At 67.4% G+C, this 15,577-nt stretch carries 16 protein-coding genes and 1 pseudogene; 4 read left to right on the top strand and 13 right to left on the bottom strand.

Annotation, left to right across the window (positions count from 1 at the left end; all coding sequences use genetic code 11):
- Window positions 1-173: 173 nt before the first annotated feature.
- From G205_RS15555 to G205_RS15565, 3 genes are read right to left on the bottom strand one after another with little or no spacing between them, the layout of a single operon-like run.
- Window positions 174-1,607, bottom strand: a complete 1,434-nt coding sequence (locus G205_RS15555) for an aspartate ammonia-lyase (RefSeq protein ID WP_009358822.1) — start codon at window positions 1,605-1,607, stop codon at window positions 174-176.
- 8 nt (window positions 1,608-1,615) lie between these two features.
- Window positions 1,616-2,677 (bottom strand): asparaginase, encoded by a 1,062-nt coding sequence (locus G205_RS15560; protein ID WP_009358823.1) that lies wholly within the window; start codon window positions 2,675-2,677, stop codon window positions 1,616-1,618.
- 24 nt (window positions 2,678-2,701) lie between these two features.
- The gene (locus G205_RS15565) at window positions 2,702-3,409 is read right to left on the bottom strand and encodes a FadR/GntR family transcriptional regulator (protein ID WP_009358824.1); all 708 of its coding nucleotides are present in this window, start codon (window positions 3,407-3,409) and stop codon (window positions 2,702-2,704) included.
- 184 nt (window positions 3,410-3,593) lie between these two features.
- On the opposite strand from G205_RS15565, the gene G205_RS20695 reads away from it, so the two are divergent.
- Window positions 3,594-3,860, top strand: a complete 267-nt coding sequence (locus G205_RS20695; protein WP_009358825.1) for a helix-turn-helix transcriptional regulator — start codon at window positions 3,594-3,596, stop codon at window positions 3,858-3,860.
- Window positions 3,857-5,101, top strand: a complete 1,245-nt coding sequence (locus tag G205_RS15575) for a type II toxin-antitoxin system HipA family toxin (RefSeq protein ID WP_009358826.1) — start codon at window positions 3,857-3,859, stop codon at window positions 5,099-5,101. The genes G205_RS20695 and G205_RS15575 overlap by 4 nt, the downstream gene beginning before the upstream one ends.
- A gap of 22 nt (window positions 5,102-5,123) precedes the next feature.
- Here G205_RS15575 and G205_RS15580 read toward each other — a convergent pair whose 3' ends face one another.
- Both G205_RS15580 and G205_RS15585 read right to left on the bottom strand, forming a co-directional pair.
- Entirely contained in the window at window positions 5,124-6,074 is a 951-nt protein-coding gene (locus G205_RS15580) for a prenyltransferase/squalene oxidase repeat-containing protein (protein ID WP_009358827.1), read from the bottom strand.
- Entirely contained in the window at window positions 6,071-6,688 is a 618-nt protein-coding gene (locus G205_RS15585) for a uracil-DNA glycosylase family protein (protein ID WP_009358828.1), read from the bottom strand. Before G205_RS15585 ends, G205_RS15580 begins: the two co-directional genes overlap by 4 nt.
- A 173-nt stretch (window positions 6,689-6,861) precedes the next feature.
- On the opposite strand from G205_RS15585, the gene G205_RS15590 reads away from it, so the two are divergent.
- Window positions 6,862-7,374, top strand: coding sequence for a hypothetical protein (locus tag G205_RS15590; RefSeq protein ID WP_009358829.1), 513 nt, complete (start codon window positions 6,862-6,864; stop codon window positions 7,372-7,374).
- A gap of 50 nt (window positions 7,375-7,424) precedes the next feature.
- Here the strand turns inward: G205_RS15590 and G205_RS15595 are convergent, their stop codons facing one another.
- The 5 genes and pseudogenes from G205_RS15595 to G205_RS15615 form a co-directional block, all read right to left on the bottom strand.
- Window positions 7,425-7,808, bottom strand: coding sequence for an RNA-binding S4 domain-containing protein (locus tag G205_RS15595; RefSeq protein ID WP_009358830.1), 384 nt, complete (start codon window positions 7,806-7,808; stop codon window positions 7,425-7,427).
- Between the two features lie 47 nt (window positions 7,809-7,855).
- On the bottom strand, window positions 7,856-8,974 hold the full coding sequence (locus tag G205_RS15600) for a sulfite oxidase (RefSeq protein WP_009358831.1): 1,119 nt from the start codon (window positions 8,972-8,974) through the stop codon (window positions 7,856-7,858).
- Window positions 8,975-9,032: 58 nt separating this feature from the next.
- Window positions 9,033-9,829: pseudogene (locus G205_RS15605) on the bottom strand (NmrA family NAD(P)-binding protein).
- A 66-nt stretch (window positions 9,830-9,895) separates the two neighbouring features.
- Window positions 9,896-10,900 (bottom strand): aldo/keto reductase family protein, encoded by a 1,005-nt coding sequence (locus G205_RS15610; RefSeq protein WP_009358832.1) that lies wholly within the window; start codon window positions 10,898-10,900, stop codon window positions 9,896-9,898.
- A 27-nt stretch (window positions 10,901-10,927) separates the two neighbouring features.
- Window positions 10,928-11,710: a hypothetical protein gene (locus G205_RS15615; protein ID WP_009358833.1), complete on the bottom strand. Its 783-nt coding sequence runs from the start codon at window positions 11,708-11,710 to the stop codon at window positions 10,928-10,930.
- Between the two features lie 163 nt (window positions 11,711-11,873).
- On the opposite strand from G205_RS15615, the gene G205_RS15620 reads away from it, so the two are divergent.
- Window positions 11,874-12,272 (top strand): YchJ family protein, encoded by a 399-nt coding sequence (locus tag G205_RS15620; RefSeq protein ID WP_035753380.1) that lies wholly within the window; start codon window positions 11,874-11,876, stop codon window positions 12,270-12,272.
- A 42-nt stretch (window positions 12,273-12,314) separates the two neighbouring features.
- Here the strand turns inward: G205_RS15620 and G205_RS15625 are convergent, their stop codons facing one another.
- The 3 genes from G205_RS15625 to G205_RS15635 form a co-directional block, all read right to left on the bottom strand.
- Window positions 12,315-13,130, bottom strand: a complete 816-nt coding sequence (locus G205_RS15625) for a TIGR04086 family membrane protein (protein WP_009358835.1) — start codon at window positions 13,128-13,130, stop codon at window positions 12,315-12,317.
- 64 nt (window positions 13,131-13,194) lie between these two features.
- A complete protein-coding gene (locus tag G205_RS15630) occupies window positions 13,195-15,195 on the bottom strand; it encodes an acyl-CoA dehydrogenase family protein (RefSeq protein ID WP_009358836.1) in 2,001 nt (666 codons plus the stop codon).
- A gap of 61 nt (window positions 15,196-15,256) precedes the next feature.
- Window positions 15,257-15,559, bottom strand: coding sequence for a hypothetical protein (locus G205_RS15635; protein ID WP_009358837.1), 303 nt, complete (start codon window positions 15,557-15,559; stop codon window positions 15,257-15,259).
- Window positions 15,560-15,577: the final 18 nt, after the last annotated feature.

A 15,577-nucleotide genomic window follows, 5' to 3' on the forward strand; every position in this document is an offset into this window, starting at 1 on the left:
CGCACCGCCGATCGCGATCATCTGGATCTGCCGCGGCTTCAAATTCTTGTGGTAACCCTTATCCTCCGCGTGCAGCGCCTGCTCCGATGCATGCGCCTGCGGGGGAATGGTGTGGTCTGTGACGGGGGGATTTGTCATGGGTGTGTCCTTCTAAGTCCGGGGATGTTCGGGGACTACTTGCTGAGGTTTGCCAGGCGTTCGGGGCTGAGGAGTTCCTGAAGCTGGGCACCGGTAAGGAGCCCGTGCTCAAGGACGAGTTCTGCCACGCCCTTGCCGGTGGCGAGTGCTTCCTTCGCGATGGCGGTCGCGGTGGCATAGCCCAGGTGGGGATTCAGGGCTGTGACCAGGCCGATGGACTGTTCCACGGTGCGGCGGAGGTGTTCGGTGTTGGCGGTGATGCCCCGGATGCAGCGTGCGGTGAGGGTGCGGCACGCCGCTTCCAGGTGGGAGATGCTCTTGTGGAGGCTATGGACAATGACGGGTTCGAAGGCGTTGAGCTGGAGCTGCCCGGCTTCGGCGGCCATGGTGATGGTGACGTCGTTGCCGATGACTTCGTAGGCCACCTGCGAGACCACTTCCGGGATCACCGGGTTGATCTTGCCGGGCATGATGGAGGAGCCGGACTGGACGGCCGGCAGGTTGATTTCGCCGAAGCCGGCACGCGGGCCGGATGAGAGGAGGCGGAGGTCGTTGCAGATCTTGGAGAGTTTCACGGCCACGCGCTTCAGCACGCCGGAAAGGTGGACGAAGGCGCCCACATCCTGGGTTGCTTCAATGAGGTCGACGGCGGTGACCAGCGGCAGGCCGGTAACTTCGGCCAGGTGCCGGCAGGCTGCCTCCGCGTAGCCGGCGGGTGCGTTCAGGCCCGTGCCGATGGCGGTGGCGCCGAGGTTGATCTCGTGGATCAGCAGTTCAGCTTCGGCCAGGCGCAGCCGGTCCTCGCCGATGGTGATGGCGTACGTGCCGAACTCCTGTCCCAGGGTCATGGGGACGGCGTCCTGCAGCTGGGTGCGGCCCATTTTCACCACGGTGCGGAATTCCAGGGCCTTGGCGGCGCAGGCTTCCTCAAGTTCGGCCAGCGCGTCCACCAGTTCCCGTGCAGCGAAGATGGTGCCCAGCTTCACGGCGGTGGGGTAGACGTCATTGGTGGACTGGCTGAGGTTGACGTGGTCGTTGGGGTGCAGCCGCGCGTAGTCGCCCTTGGGATGGCCCAGGATTTCCAGGGCACGGTTGGCGATGACCTCGTTGGCGTTCATGTTCGACGACGTGCCGGCACCGCCCTGGATGACGTCGACGACGAACTGGTCGGCCAGGTGCCCGTTCAGGATGTCCTGGCACGCCTGCTCGATGGCTTCCGCGCGTTCGGCGTCGAGGAGCCCGAGCTCCCGGTTGGTGCGGGCGGCGGCAAGCTTGACCGCTGCCAGGCCGCGGACCAGGTGCATGTTGGAGCAGAGCTTCTGGCCGGTGATGGGGAAGTTTTCCACGGCCCGGAGGGTGTGGACGCCCCAGTAGGCGTTGGCCGGGACGTCCCTGTCGCCGAGCAGGTCGTGCTCGGACCGGGTTGTCGGAACGGAAGTGTCGTCCGCGGCGGTTTCGACGATGGTCATGGGAGTCCTCACAGGGCTTCGTTGTCGGGTTTGGACAGGCTGTTGCTCAAAAAGTCGGTGGCCTGCAGCAGGCCCACCTGGTGTCCGCCGCCCAGCACGGGGGCGGTGGCGATGCCGGCCAGCGCGGCGGTGTCGACGCCGATCGCCTCCAGCAGGCTCACGGTGGCGGGCATCCGGGCGCGGTCGCCGCCGTCGGAAATCTTCACGGCCACGGCGCGGCCGTCGGGCAGGCCCACCAGCTGGACGCCTTCAAAGCCGTCCTTGGCGACGGCCCCCGGGAGCAGCCGCATGAGGTCGGTGACGTCGCGCCCTTCCCCGGCCACCATCTCCGGGTGCTGCTGCATGGCGAGGCCGACGGCGGCTTCCGCGCCGCCGTCGTCGTCTCGGGCCGCGAAGGAGGCGGCCTGGGCGATCCGGCCGAAGGCGCGGGCCATGCCGCCCAGCGTCAGCGCGAAGAGCGGGGTGCCGCAGCCGTCCGTGCTGACGGCGGGCGGTTCCTCGCCGGCCAGTTCGACGACAGTGGACCGGACGAGCTGCTGCAGCGGGTGCTGCGGGTGGAGGTAGCCCTGGACGGGCCAGCCGTTGATGACGCAGGTTGCGGCCATGGCGGCATGCTTGCCGGAACAGTTCTGGGTGAGCTGGGTGGCGCGGCCGCCGGTGCGCAGCCAGTCTTCGCGTTCGGCCCCGCCGTAGGGGAGGTCGGTGCTGTTTTCCAGGTCGGTGACGGACAGGCCGTGCATGTCGAGGATGCGCAGGGCGCCGTCACGGTGTTCTGCCGCGCCGGAGTGGCTGGCCGCTGCCAGCGCCAGGAGGTCTGCCGGGAGCTCGAGCCCGGCCCGGATCATGGCGACGGCCTGCAGCGGCTTGAGTGAGGACCGGGGGTAGAAGGGGGTCGCCGGGTCCCCAGCGGCTGCCAGCGTGGAACCGTCGGCGTCGAGGGCGATGGCCGAGCCGTAGTGGACGCTCTCCACCAGGCCGTCGCGGATGGCGGCGACCAGGGGAGTGTGCTGCGGCAGGCTTGATGGTGCCGGGGCATCAATGCGGGCAGCGGAAAACACAGGGGAGGGCATGGGGTCCTTGGGGTTGCTTTGTTGCTAGTTGTTGAGGATGGAGTCGAGGGCCTCGCCCACGGCGCGCAGGTGGTTGGCCATGGCCGCACTCGCGTCAGCGGCGGAGCCGGCCTCGATGGCTGCAAGGATCTGCTGGTGTTCAATGTCTGAGGCGTGCTGCCGGTCGGCCACCATATTCAGTGTTTCCGACTGGTGTGCCTGGGCATCACGGATGTCCGCCACCACGCTTTCGAACACCTTGTTGCCGCTGGCACGCGCGATGGTGGCGTGGAAGCTGGAGTCCAGGGCCACCCAGGACTCGGGATCCGTTTCGGTGGCCATGGCGGCCACGATGTGGCGGAGGGTCTCGAGCTCCTCGTCGGACCGGCGTTCCGCCGCCAGCCCGGCTGCCGGAACTTCAATGTGCGGGCGCGCCTCGGTCAGGTCCCGGGCCGAGTACTGGCCGAGGGTGAGGTCGTTGGCCACCTTGTTGGCGACGACGAACGTGCCCTTGCCCGTCTTGGTGACCGTCAGGCCCAAAGCAGTGCAGGAGCGCAGCGCTTCCCGGATCACCGACCGGCTCACCCCGTACTGCTGTGCGAGCGTCGCCTCGGAGCTGAGCTTGCCGCCCACGGGAATCTGTCCGGCCTCAATGTCGCCGCGGATGGCGTTGAACACCGCCTCGGCAGCACTGAGCCGCGCGAGGGGGAGGGGAGCAGGCTGTCCTGCTGTCCGGCTGTCTGACAGGTTCACGCTTTAAATATGGCACCGGTCACAACTGGTGTCAATGCGGGATGCCCCTGCGGTTGGCGGCAGGGTTCGTTGTTGCCCGGGTTTAGCGGCACGTTCGTACCGGTTTTCTCTTTTCTCCAGGCCGCTTCGGGACTAAGCTTCCAGATACAGCATTAACCGGCACGAACGTACCTATAGGGCGATCATGGACAAGCACTTCACGGACTTCCTGGCTGGCGAAGTGCGCTCTCGCCGCACCGTCCTCGGCCTTACCCAGCGGGACCTGGCCGACATGGCAGGTGTCTCCGAACGGTTCGTCCGGTTCGTGGAACAGGGCAAGCCCAGTATCCAGCTGGATTCGCTGGTCGCGGTCCTCGACACCCTGGGGCTTGAACTGCACCTCACCACCCGGACCAGCCAGGCCGCCCGTACCCGGGCGGGAGCGGGACGTGCTGAAGGCGGACCATCATGAGGCACCGGATCGCCGATATCTACAAGGCAGGCGTCCTGGCGGCGAGGCTGGAACGGTACGACGGCGGAACCCGGTTCAGCTACCTCCCGGCCTACCTCGCGTCCGGGGGACCCGCCGTCGCCTCCTCCCTGCCACTCAGCCCCGAGCCTGTCCTGTCCGCCGCGGGGGCCGCCCCGCCATACTTCACGGGGCTGCTGCCCGAGGGCCGCCGACTCAACGCGCTGCGGCGTTCCATCAAAACCAGTGCTGACGATGACCTGTCCCTGCTCATCGCCGCGGGCGGAAACCCGGTGGGGGACGTGCAGATCGTGGGCCACGGGGAACCGCTGGACCCCGACGAACACGCGGTGGAGCTGGACCAGAAACAGCCCGTGGATTTCGGCCAGTTGCTGGGTGATCCGGACCTGATCGACCCGGTGGCGCTTGCCGGCGTTCAGGACAAGCTGTCCGCAGGCATGATTTCGCTTCCGGTGGCCAGTGCTGGCAAAAGGTTCATCCTCAAACTCAACGCCCCGGAGTTCCCGCATGTGGTGGAGAACGAACTGGTCATGTTCCGCTATGCCGCCAGGCTCCGGATTCCGCTCAGCCGCGTCCAGCTGATCCGCGACATCGCCGGCCGGCCGGGCCTGCTGGTGGAACGCTTCGACCGGGTGCCCCTGCCCGGCGGAGGCCTGGATGACGTGCTGCGCCTGGCGGTCGAGGACGGGGCCCAGGTTCTGAAGCTCTATCCGGCGGACAAGTACAACGTGGGGTACGGGCAGGTCTGCCATGCGCTGGCCGAACATTGCTCGGCGCCGCTTCCCGCGCTCCGGAACCTCGCCATCCAGGGCGCCTTCGCATGGCTCACCGGCAACGGCGACCTGCATGCGAAGAACGTCTCCATGGTCCAGCAGCCGCATGGCGAGTGGGCGATCGCACCCGTCTACGACATCCCCTCCACAGTGGTCTACGGCGACAAAACCCTGGCCCTGACCCTGGACGGCAAGCGGACGGGGATCTCGCGCCGCCACTTCCTGGGCTGGGCAACGGAGCTCGGACTCCCGGAACGCTCGGCCGTCCAGGTGCTGGAGCTAGCCCTTAAAGCGTCGGGACCGCTGCTGGCGGACCTTGAGGCGGGAACGGCCTTCGCCGTCGTCAAAGGTTCACAGGGGGACGACGACGGCGGCTCGCCCTTCCCGGACATGGTCACCAGGGCGTGGGTCAAAGAGTTGAAGCACCGGCGGCGTCTCCTCGAGGGTTAGGCAAACCCCGTGTGGTGGAGGGTCAGGAACCGTCCCACCAGCGCAGCACCCGCAGGGCGCGCAGTGTGTTCCAGCGGCTGGGGCTTCCATCGCCGTCCTCCAGCTCGAAGTGGACCTTTCCGGGATGCGTGTTCTCCAGCAGCCAGGTTCCGTCTGGCTGCTGTTTTATGCGGACCAGCTCCACAGCATCTGCCAGGCGCCGGTCCGGGGCAGCTCCTGTGGCCCGGAAGTAGTCCAGCCCGCGGAGGACGTCATAAAACCAGCGGGTCGGATAGGAGAAGAGCAGCCAGTCCTCGCTGATGATGCCACCGGTTGATTTCCGACGCATCAGCCGGCGCTCCAGGAGGTATTCCTCAGCCCCTTCCCGGGCAGCCCGGGATGCCGGCGTCCCTCCGGTGGCCTGCTCGTACTCCAGGAGTCCTTCGAGGACGCAGATGGTGCTGTGGAACGAGGACCGTAAGGATCCCCGTTCGGCCTCGCAGTTCCAGCCGCCGTCGGGCAACTGGTCACCCGTCAGCCGCTGCACCACACTGTCCACGTGTTGCCCGAAGTAGGCGCCCAGCGCGGCGGCCATGCCGTTGATGCACGGTTCAACTTCACCTTCGAAAAACGGCTGGTTTCCTTGTTCCCAGCGGCTGTTTTCCCTGACGAGTGAGACGGCTCGGCGGGCCTGCGGGCTGTCCGGGACCAGGCCGAAATCGCGGAGGAGCAGGAGGCTGTAGGTGGTTGCGGTCCAGGGCTGGTTGACGGGGTCATCGTCCACTGCCGGCCAGTACGTGCCGCCCGCCCACTGCCCGTCCGATCCCTGCAGGGAAAGCAAGCGGGACCCCCAGCCCTCGGTGGCGACCCGGTTCCGTTCGGCCCTGACTTCCGCGGCAGGGGCAACAGCCAGGTCCCGCAGGGTCTGCCAGCGGATGGCCGGGTCACCGGCCAGGAGCCAGTCCAGGACGTCCTGCTGCGCGGCAGGTGTCACAGGTGCTGGATGCCGGCCCGCTGCATGGCGTCTTTATAGGTCTCGACGTTCTTGGCCAGGAGTTCTTCCTGCTTGGCTTCGGAGACTGCGAACGCCCGGCCTCCGAGCGCTGTCGCCTTGTAGATCTTGATGCCGCTGTTCTTCAGGGCGGAGTGGTAGGTCTTTTCGTACAGGGTGAGGAAGGCGGAGGCGTCGGTGCCGTGGGCGATGATCGCCGAGACGCGTGCGTTGATCTTGAGGAACTGGCGGAACGGGCGGAGGCCGTCGGTTTTTTCCTGAACGCTCAGCGCTGACGGGCTGCCGGGCTCCCGGACCCAAGGGTAGGCGTTCCACGGCATCACGTAGCGGGGGTCGAGCTCGGCCAGTTCGTAGATCTGGGTGGCCCGACGGGCGGCTTCATCGTCATTGTTGTGCGAGACAAAACCGGACTCGGTGCCTTTTCCGGGGCTCCCCTGCAGGCTGACGAGCCGGCATTCATCCTCATCGTGGACGGGGTCGATGTACGGCACGGTAGAGCCGGGCTTCCTCTCCATGAGTTCGTCGCAAAGCTGGGTTACCTTCGCGATGTTCGGTTCCTGTAGCAGGGCCTTTTTTTCGTCCCAGTCAATCGTCACGATCTCTCCCTCACAGCAAGGTGGTCAGAATCAGGCGTCTTAGGCCACTCTACGCTTCCGCCCTGAGGGTGGGCAGGAAAATTTGGCCATGGCACCCCCATGCCCGGAGCAGCTGTTCAAAGTGCGCGCTGCAGAAACAGAAGGCAGCAGCACGGGTGCTGTTGAATGACACTATGCAGTTCACCAGGAAGGGCCTGAAAGCCGACGGCTTCACCGGCTTCCGCCCTGTCCGCGACCTCGAAACCATGCGGATCCCGCAGGGGACAGGCCTGTTCGCCGTGGTTGCCCCGCAAGGATTCCAGCCGCGTTTCCTGAAGAAGAGCACCGCGGGCACCTTCAAGAAAAAGGACCCGACCCTTCCCGAAGCCGCGCTGACCGCGGAGTGGGTGGAGGACGCCGTCGTTCTTTACATCGGGAAGGCCGGACCGGGAAGCAAGGGCAGCAGGGGCCTGCGGCGGCAGATCCAGGAATTCGTGGACTTCGGGCAGGGAAAACCGCCCGGGCACTGGGATGGCCGGACCATCTGGCAGCTCGCCGATGCCGGATCGCTCTCCATTGCTTGGAAGGAGCTGGCCCCGGAACAGCTGGGTGACGCGGAAGCCGGCTACCACGCAGCGTTCCTGGCGGAATTCGGGAAGCTGCCGTTCGCCAACCTCGTGCAGGCGCGGGCAAAGACCGGCCGCTGACGGCAGGGACACAACAAACGGACACAACCCGGCGTCCCCGCCCGCTGGATTCAGGCCTGCCCGCGGAGCCGCTCCATTTCGCGGCGGTCCTTCTTGGTGGGCCGCCCGGTCCCCCTGTCCCGCTGCGGCAGCCCGAGCGCCGGCGCGATCGGCCGGGGAGGGGTGTGGTCAGTAAAGCAGTGGGACGCCGCTTCCGCCCCCACACGCTTGGCAATGAGCCGCCGCACTTCGAGGGTGCGTTCATAGCCCGGCATCCTGACTGTCACGGTATCGCCGGTCACCAGGGTGGCAGAGGCTTTGGCCGGGCTGCCGTTCAACCGGACGTGCCCCGCCCGGCAGGCTGCGGTGGCGGCGGAACGGGTCTTATAGGCGCGGATCGCCCACAACCACGCATCGATACGGACGCTGGCGGGGGAGGAAGGAAGGCTGGTCATGGCTGGCACCGAGTATAGCCCCGGGCGCGCCGGCAATCAGTGCAGCGTCATTCCACCGTCACGCTGACCTGCTGCACCATGTTGTTGCCCATCCCCTGGTAGTTCCAGTTCTGCTCCAGGGGCTGGGTGGCTCCGGTGGCATCCGTGGCACGGCAGGACAGGATGTGCACGCCCGGGTCCGCCACCCAGGGCAGCGTCCACTTCCGCCACGCGAACCCGCCGGCCGGCTTGTCCAGCTGGGCGGGCAGCCACGTACCGTCGATCCCCACCTCCACGCCCGTCACCGCACCCTCTCCGGACCAGGCACGGCCCTGCAGCAGCACCGGGCCCGGGGCCAGGATGCGGTTCCGGGTGAAGAAGTCGGGGACCCCCGGCGGAACCATCAGCGAACGCACCCTGATCCGTGAAACCGGAGTGCCGGCGTCGTCCGCGGTCTCCTGGTAGCGGTACGCCACCTGCTGCTGGTATCCGGTGAAGGGAGCAGTGACCACCTCGATGGACTCAAGCCACTTCACGCTGGCCATGCCGTACCAGCCCGGGACCACCAGGCGGAGGGGGTAGCCGTGCTGGGGCGGCAGCTCGGCGCCGTTCATTGTGTATGCGAGTACGACGTCGGCACGCAGCGCTTCACGGATCGGCAGGCTCCGCGCGTAGTGGTGGGGGACGCCGCCCTGCACCCCGGCATCGGCACCGGTGAAGACCACCTCCACGGCGTTCTGGTGAACACCCGCCTTGCCCAGGAGGTAGGCGAGCGGAACGCCGGTCCAGTGCGCGGTGCCTACCCCTTCCTGGATCCAGGGCTGGCTCATGGGCCGGGGTGAGAGGAGGGAACGGCCGTTGCCGGCGCACTCCAGCGTCACGGGCACAGTGATGGCGGGGTCCTTCCGGAGCGCTGCCATGCTCAGTTCCAGTGCGCGCTCCACAGCACCGCTGATTCTCAGGTGCCAGGAACCGGCGTCCAGGTCCGGGATGTCGAAGTGCGTGAGGACGTAGTGAAGGCCGGGCGGCGTGACATCCCTGCGCAGTGCCTCCAGCGGCATGGAATGGTTCCGGGCTGACAGCTGCAGCTCTTCCCGGGTCAGGGGGCCGGTGGTGGGGCCGGCCCCCGGCTGGGCGGATGCTTCACTGGCTCCGGTGGACTGCTCGTGCCGGGACGTCTGGGTCATGCCACAGGTCTACGCCCGCACCGCCGGCACGTCAACGCCTCTTCCCGGGAGCCCGGAACTACAGGACCGGACGGGTGAGGAACTCCGCCAGGCTGATCGGGTCCTGCCCCGTCAGCCCATGCACATCCGGGGAGACTCCGGCCATCTCCCCGCGGGCGATGGAGGTGTAGGTGCTCACCCAGGCGTCCAGCTGCCACTGCGGCGCGTTATAGGAGGCGCGGGATGCATAGGCCTCGTCCACCGTCTCCGGCTGGTACGTGACGGTCCGGCCGGTACCCTGCGTCAGGACCTCGGCAGCCCGTGCCAGGGACAGTTCCTCCGGGCCCGTCAGGTTGTAGACCTTGCCCTTGTGGATTGCCGGATCCCGGAGCACCGCAACGGCGCAGCGGGCGATGTCCTCGCGGGCCACGCCGGCAAAGGTGCCGCTGCCGGCGGGCCCCTGGATGACCCCGCGCGTGCCGGCGAGCAGCGGCAGGACATCCAGGTAGAGGTTGTCCCGCAGGAAGGTGTAAGCCATCCCGGACGCTTGATGCGCTCCTCGGTGGCGTAGTGGTCCCGCGCCAGCGTAAAGGCCGCGTCCGGGGCCGCCCCGAAGAGGGACGTGTACACCACGTGCTCCACTCCGGCTGCGGCAGCGGCGTCCACAAAGGCATAGTGCTCCTGCACCCGTTCCGCGTTCTCCGCGGCGGACACCATGAACAGGGTCTTGACCCCTTCGAGGGCGGACCGCGCCGCCCCGGAGTCCGCGTAGGAGCAGGCCAGGGGAAAGGTATCCCCCAGCGCGGGTGCCCGCTTGGTGTCGCGCACCAGCAGGCGCTGGGCGAATCCGGCGTCGGCCAGCTGCCGCGCCACCATCCCGCCCAGCCCCCCGGTGGAACCCGTGACCGCCAGGTCCGGCAGCGCGGCAGCGGAAGCCACCGGTTACGCTTCCCGCTTGGGCGGGGACTGGGTCTTTGCCGGGTCGCGTTCAGCCAGCGAACCGATGGCGTCGTCAATCCTCTTCAGGACCTCCGGCTCCAGCGTCACCCCGGCCGCCGCCACGCTGTCCGCGATCTGCTCCGGACGGCTGGCGCCCACGATGGCCGATGCCACGTTGGGGTTCTGCAGCACCCAGGCGACGGCCAGCTGCGGCATGGAGAGGCCGGCTTCCTCCGCGATCGGCTTGAGGTCCTGCACGCCGGACAGGACGTCGTCGCGCATCCAGCGCTCGATCATTTTGGCCCCGCCCTTGTCATCCGTCGCGCGGCTGCCCTCAGGGGCGGGCTGGCCGGGAAGGTACTTGCCGCTGAGGACGCCCTGGGCCATGGGAGACCAAACGATCTGGGACACGCCCAGTTCCTCCGATGCCGGCACTACCTCGGCCTCGATGACCCGCCACAGCATGGAGTACTGCGGCTGGTTGGAAATGAGCTGGAAGCCGAGCTCTTTGGAGAGGGCGTGGCCTTCGCGCAGCTGATCTGCCGTCCACTCGCTGACCCCGATGTACAGGGCCTTGCCCTGGCGGACGATGTCCGCGAACGCCTGCATGGTTTCTTCCAGCGGCGTTTCGAAGTCGTAGCGGTGGGCCTGGTAGAGGTCCACGTAGTCTGTCTGCAGCCTGCGCAGCGAGCCGTTGATGGATTCCATGATGTGCTTGCGGGACAGGCCAAGATCGTTCTTGCCCTTGGGGCCGGTGGGTCCGTAGACCTTGGTGAAGATCTCCAGCGATTCACGGCGCTCGCCCTTCAGCGCCTCGCCCAGGACAGTCTCCGCCGCGGTATTGGCATAGACATCGGCCGTGTCGAAGGTGCTGATTCCGGCGTCCAGGGCCGCCCGCACGCACTGGGTGGCGACGTCGTTCTCCACCTGGGAGCCGTGGGTGAGCCAGTTGCCGAACGTGATTTCCGAGACTTTGAAACCGCTGTTTCCGAGGTATCTGAATTCCATGCGTTTCACGCTAGCCCAGATGGTTGCTCAGGGTAAGGGCTTCTTCCCATCTCCCTGTTCGCCGGCGGGCGATGTTTCCTTCAGCATGTGCGGCGGGCCGGCCAGGGACACAAGCGACCCGGTGTCCAGCGGCGCAAGGGTTGGCGGGTGCGGAGGTTTCTTGAAGGACCTCGGAACCTCGTGCAGGGGCTGGTGGTTGTGCAGGGCGGACTCCACCAGCGGGGCCACCTCGGCCACTTTCTCGGCCGGCACCCGGGGATCCGGCAGGTCCCGCACGGAGAGTTTGATCTCGGGCGCGGCTGCCCGTGCCCGCGCAATGGCGCGGGCGTCGGCCTCGGCAACGGCGGAGGCCCAGTCCTCGGCCAGGACGGGCGGTTCGCGCCGCGCGGCGGTCAGCGCAGGGTGATGGTCGACGGCGGTGCGCAGCGCCGTTCTAAGGTGTGCGGGCTTCAACGCGGCGCGCCAATCGCGCGGCCGACTCCCGCCGGTCTGCCCGGCAGCGGGTTTCCCGAAGGCGCGGGCAAGCAGCCCCGGGCGTGCCGGGCCGGATGCCGGTGCCGCGGCAGCACCGCCGTCGACGGTGTCCTTCCGGTCCTCCACCCGGGTGCCGTAGAGCTGGACAAGCGGTATGGATTCCTTCCGCGGACGCCAGCCGAACAGGCCCATCAGGATAATGGCGGCCAGCCGTCCCACGCCTGCGAGCACCAGGGTGATGACGCCCAGGAGGAAGAGGATGAAGAACATCAGGAAGGCAACGCCCACGGTGCCCAGGAAGGTCAGGTTGAGGACGAGCGTATCCGGATTTTCCACGTCACCTCTCCTTTCTGCAGGCAGCGGAACACACGCCTCTGCCACTGTGCCCGGGCCATGGCACCTTCTCCACCATACGGATTTTTGCTGTCCCGTGCCGCCGGTGGAGGCGGCGGTCCGGCTGTTGTAGCAAAGCTGTTATCGGATATGACAGCATCCCGGTATGACAAAAAGTGCGGGGCAGGAAAACTGCGTGTGCCTGTCCGGGGAGCCGTACGCGCAGTGCTGCGGGCGCTTCCACTCCGGCGCGGCGGAGGCCGCCACCGCGGAGCAGCTCATGCGGTCCCGCTACAGCGCGTTTGTGCGCCTGGACGCGGACTACCTGCTGCGCACCTGGCATCCGGACACGGCCCCTGCCACCCTGGAACTGGATCGCGGGATGGGCTGGCGCCGCCTGGACATCCTGTCCACCAGCGGAGGCGGTCCGTTCGACAGCGCGGGGACGGTTGAGTTCAAGGCCCACTACCGGCACGACGGCGTGCGCGGAGTCCTGCACGAGGTCAGCAGGTTCGTCCGGGAGGACGGCCGGTGGTACTACGTGGACGGGGACGTCCGCGCCTGACGGATGCGGGTGTGCTGGTGAAGCCACGGCTGTCCCACCGGCTTACTCGTCGTCGTAGTCGCTGTCCGGAGTGAACCCGGCCCGGTCCACTTTGCGGTGGAACCTCATGCCGGCGAGTCCGCCCAGGACCGCACCCACCAGGGCGACGGCCGCAACCACGACGGCGGCGATGATGCTGGTGGTTGTCAGCTGGCCCTCGTTGACGGGGATGCGCGGGAAGCTGTTGAGGTTGGCCAGGACATTGAACTGCTGCCCGGCCACCATCCCCAGGACAGCGATGATGATCGCCGCGATCAGTGCCCAGATCCAGACCATGAGTCCCTGCTTGGCGCCGTTGAAGCGGGCCATGCGCCCGGCCACGTAGCCGCCGCAGTAGTAGGACAGGAAGAGGATCACCAGCAGGACGATAATGCCCACCAGTCCAACCGTGCCCTGGTTTTGCGCCGCCTGGTTCACTGCCTCGTTGACATCAGTGTTGCTGGCAAGGCCCACTGCCGTTCCCGCGGCTGCCACCAGGGCGGTCAGCAGGACAGCCATGCCGGTGGCGGTGAGCCAGCCGAAGAACGCCGAGCCCACCTTGATCCCGCCGAACTGTTCCTTTTCCCGCGCCACTGCGGTCTGCCGGTCGGTGAGGTTCGGGTCCACGGCCGGGGCTGCGGCGGGAGTGTAGTCCCGTTCGGCATAGGCTGCCGGCCGCTCCGAATATGCGGAGGCCGGCGTGGTGTCCGTTGCCGGTACCTGGTCGAAGGAGCGGGTGCTCTGGCTGTCCGCGTCTGCGGTGCGGTAGCTCCCGCTCGGGGTGTCGTCCTCCCGGGCGCGCCGCGGAGGCAGGTTCTCTGGGTCAGTTGAGCTGCTCATGGCTCAACTCAACCACCCAGCCGAGCCAGTAGCAAGCGTGCTTACTATTTTGTGACCTGCGGTTTTACCGGTACCGGCGGTGCAGATTGTCCTTCTTGGAGGGGCCTGGAGAGGCGTCGGCGATCCACGGACCGGTCCCTTCGGACTGGTCCAGGACGCCTTCCTCCAGCCATGTGTAGTCACCGGCGAGGACCTTGCGCGTGAGTCCCCGGTCGGCGTCGTCCGTGTTACGCCACAGCTGGTCGAAGTATTCCTCCACGCGCACCCGCGCCTGCTCGCAGTACGCTTCGGCGAGCTCATAGGCGCTCGCGGCCCGTTCCGGGGCAGTGTGCAGGAGCATCTCGGCGCGGACGCAGCAGGCAGTAATGGCGAACAGCTCGGCACCGATATCCACCACGCGGCCGAGGAAGGCCTGTTTCCGCTCCATTTTGGCCTGCCAGCGGCCCATGCCGTAAAAGGTCTGCCGGGCCAGGCGGCGGGACGAGCGCTCCACGAAGCGCAACTGTTTGGCCAGCCTTCCGAACTCCCCGTAGGACCGCGGGTCCATGCCGGCCCCGGCCACGAGCTTGGGCAGCCACTTGGCGTAGAAGCCTGACGCGCCGACGGCGGCCTTCGCTTTGTCCGACAGGCTCGCGTCCAGGGACGCGAGGTCACCCGCTGCGGCCAGGTGCGCATCCACCGCTTCCCGTGCGATCAGCAGGCGCATGATCTCGGAAGATCCTTCGAAGATCCTGTTGATGCGCAGGTCCCGCAGCTGCTGCTCCGCCGGCACTGCCCGTTCACCGCGTGCCGCCAGTGATTCCGCCGTCTCGAAGCCGCGCCCGCCGCGGACCTGGACCAGTTCGTCGGCGATCCGGCAACTGATCTCGGTTGCCCACAGCTTGGCCAGCGCGGCTTCGATCCGCACGTCCTTCTGGCCGGCGTCGGCGAGCTCGGCGGAGAGTTCAAAGACGGCATCCAAAGCGAACGCGGAGGCGGCGATGAAGGCGATCTTCTTGCCCACGGCCTCATGTTCACCCACCGGCCGGCCCCACTGGGTGCGGGCGTTGGACCATTCGCGGGCGATCTTCAGGCTCCAGCGCCCCGACGCCACACAGAGCGCGGGGATGGAGAGCCGCCCTGTATTAAGGGTGGTCAGCGCGATCTTCAGGCCCTGGCCTTCGCGTCCCAGCCGGTTGGCCGCGGGTACGCGGACCTGGTGGAACCGGGTGACCCCGTTTTCGATCCCGCGCAGGCCCATGAAGGCGTTCCGGTTTTCCACCGTGATGCCGGGCGAGTCCATGTCCACCACGAAGGCGCTGATCCCGCCCTTGTGCCTGGTTCCGTCGGCGGCCGTGTAGGCCGGAACTACCGCCATCACCACCACCAGCTCGGCGATCACCCCGTTGGTAGTCCAAAGCTTCACGCCGTCCAGGAGGTACGCCTCGCCGTCGTCCGTTGGCGTCGCGGTGCTGCCCATCCGGGCGGGGTCGCTGCCCACATCCGGTTCGGTGAGGAGGAACGCGGTGATGGCTCCGGCCGCGCAGCGCGGCAGGTACTCCCGTTTCTGCTCCGGGCTGCCGAACACCTTGACCGGTTCGGGAACGCCGATCGACTGGTGCGCCGAGAGCAGGGCGCCGAGGCTGGGATGCACGCTGCCCAGCAGGGCGAGTGCGCGTCCGTAGTAGACCAGGGACAATCCCAGCCCGCCGTACTCCTCCGGGATCTTCATGCCGAAGACGCCGAGATCGGCCAGGCCCCGGATGTATTCGTCCGGGATCTTCGCCTCGCGCTCAATAATGCGGCCGTCCATGGTCCGCGCATATTCAGTGAGGCGGGCCATGAACGCTTCGCCCCGCTCCACATCCCGGGGGTCCGGGGTGGGCCACGGATGGACCAGGCTGAGGTCGAAGCTGCCCAAATACAGGCCCTTGGCGAAGCTGGGGCGGTCCCAGTCTGTCTGCCGGGCGGCCTCTGCGACGGCCCGGGCGTCCGCTGACGTGGCGCCGGCTCCGATATGGCCGGCCGGTACGGGAGTTTCCTCGGCAGGGGCGTCTGTGGACGGGGACTCAGTGGCGGAGGTCATGGGTTATCTCCTTGGCCGGAATGGCCGGTGAAGCCATGGATCCGCCGGGTTGGAGAACCCTTTAGCTGTCTCTCAATATTACCCGCGGGTAGGTTCCGGTGCTAGGGGTGGACTGGGCCTGGAGTTCGCCGGCAACGTCCACTGTGGAGGCGTGGTGCACCAGCCGGTCCCAGCCCGCGTTGATGCCATGGACCACCGCCAGGAGCGAGTTCACAACCACCACCCATGCCAGCTTGCCCACGCCCAGCAGCACCAGCGCTGCCAGCCCTGCGGCAAGGACGAAGGCTGCCAGGATGAGCGCAAAGACCAGCGTTCCGATAAAGACAAGAGTGCCGGTTTCCAGTGTGCTTAGGTCGAACTGCATGAATCCCCCTGCTGCGGC

The organism is Arthrobacter nitrophenolicus (genome assembly GCF_000332815.1).
Taxonomy (GTDB): domain Bacteria; phylum Actinomycetota; class Actinomycetes; order Actinomycetales; family Micrococcaceae; genus Arthrobacter; species Arthrobacter nitrophenolicus.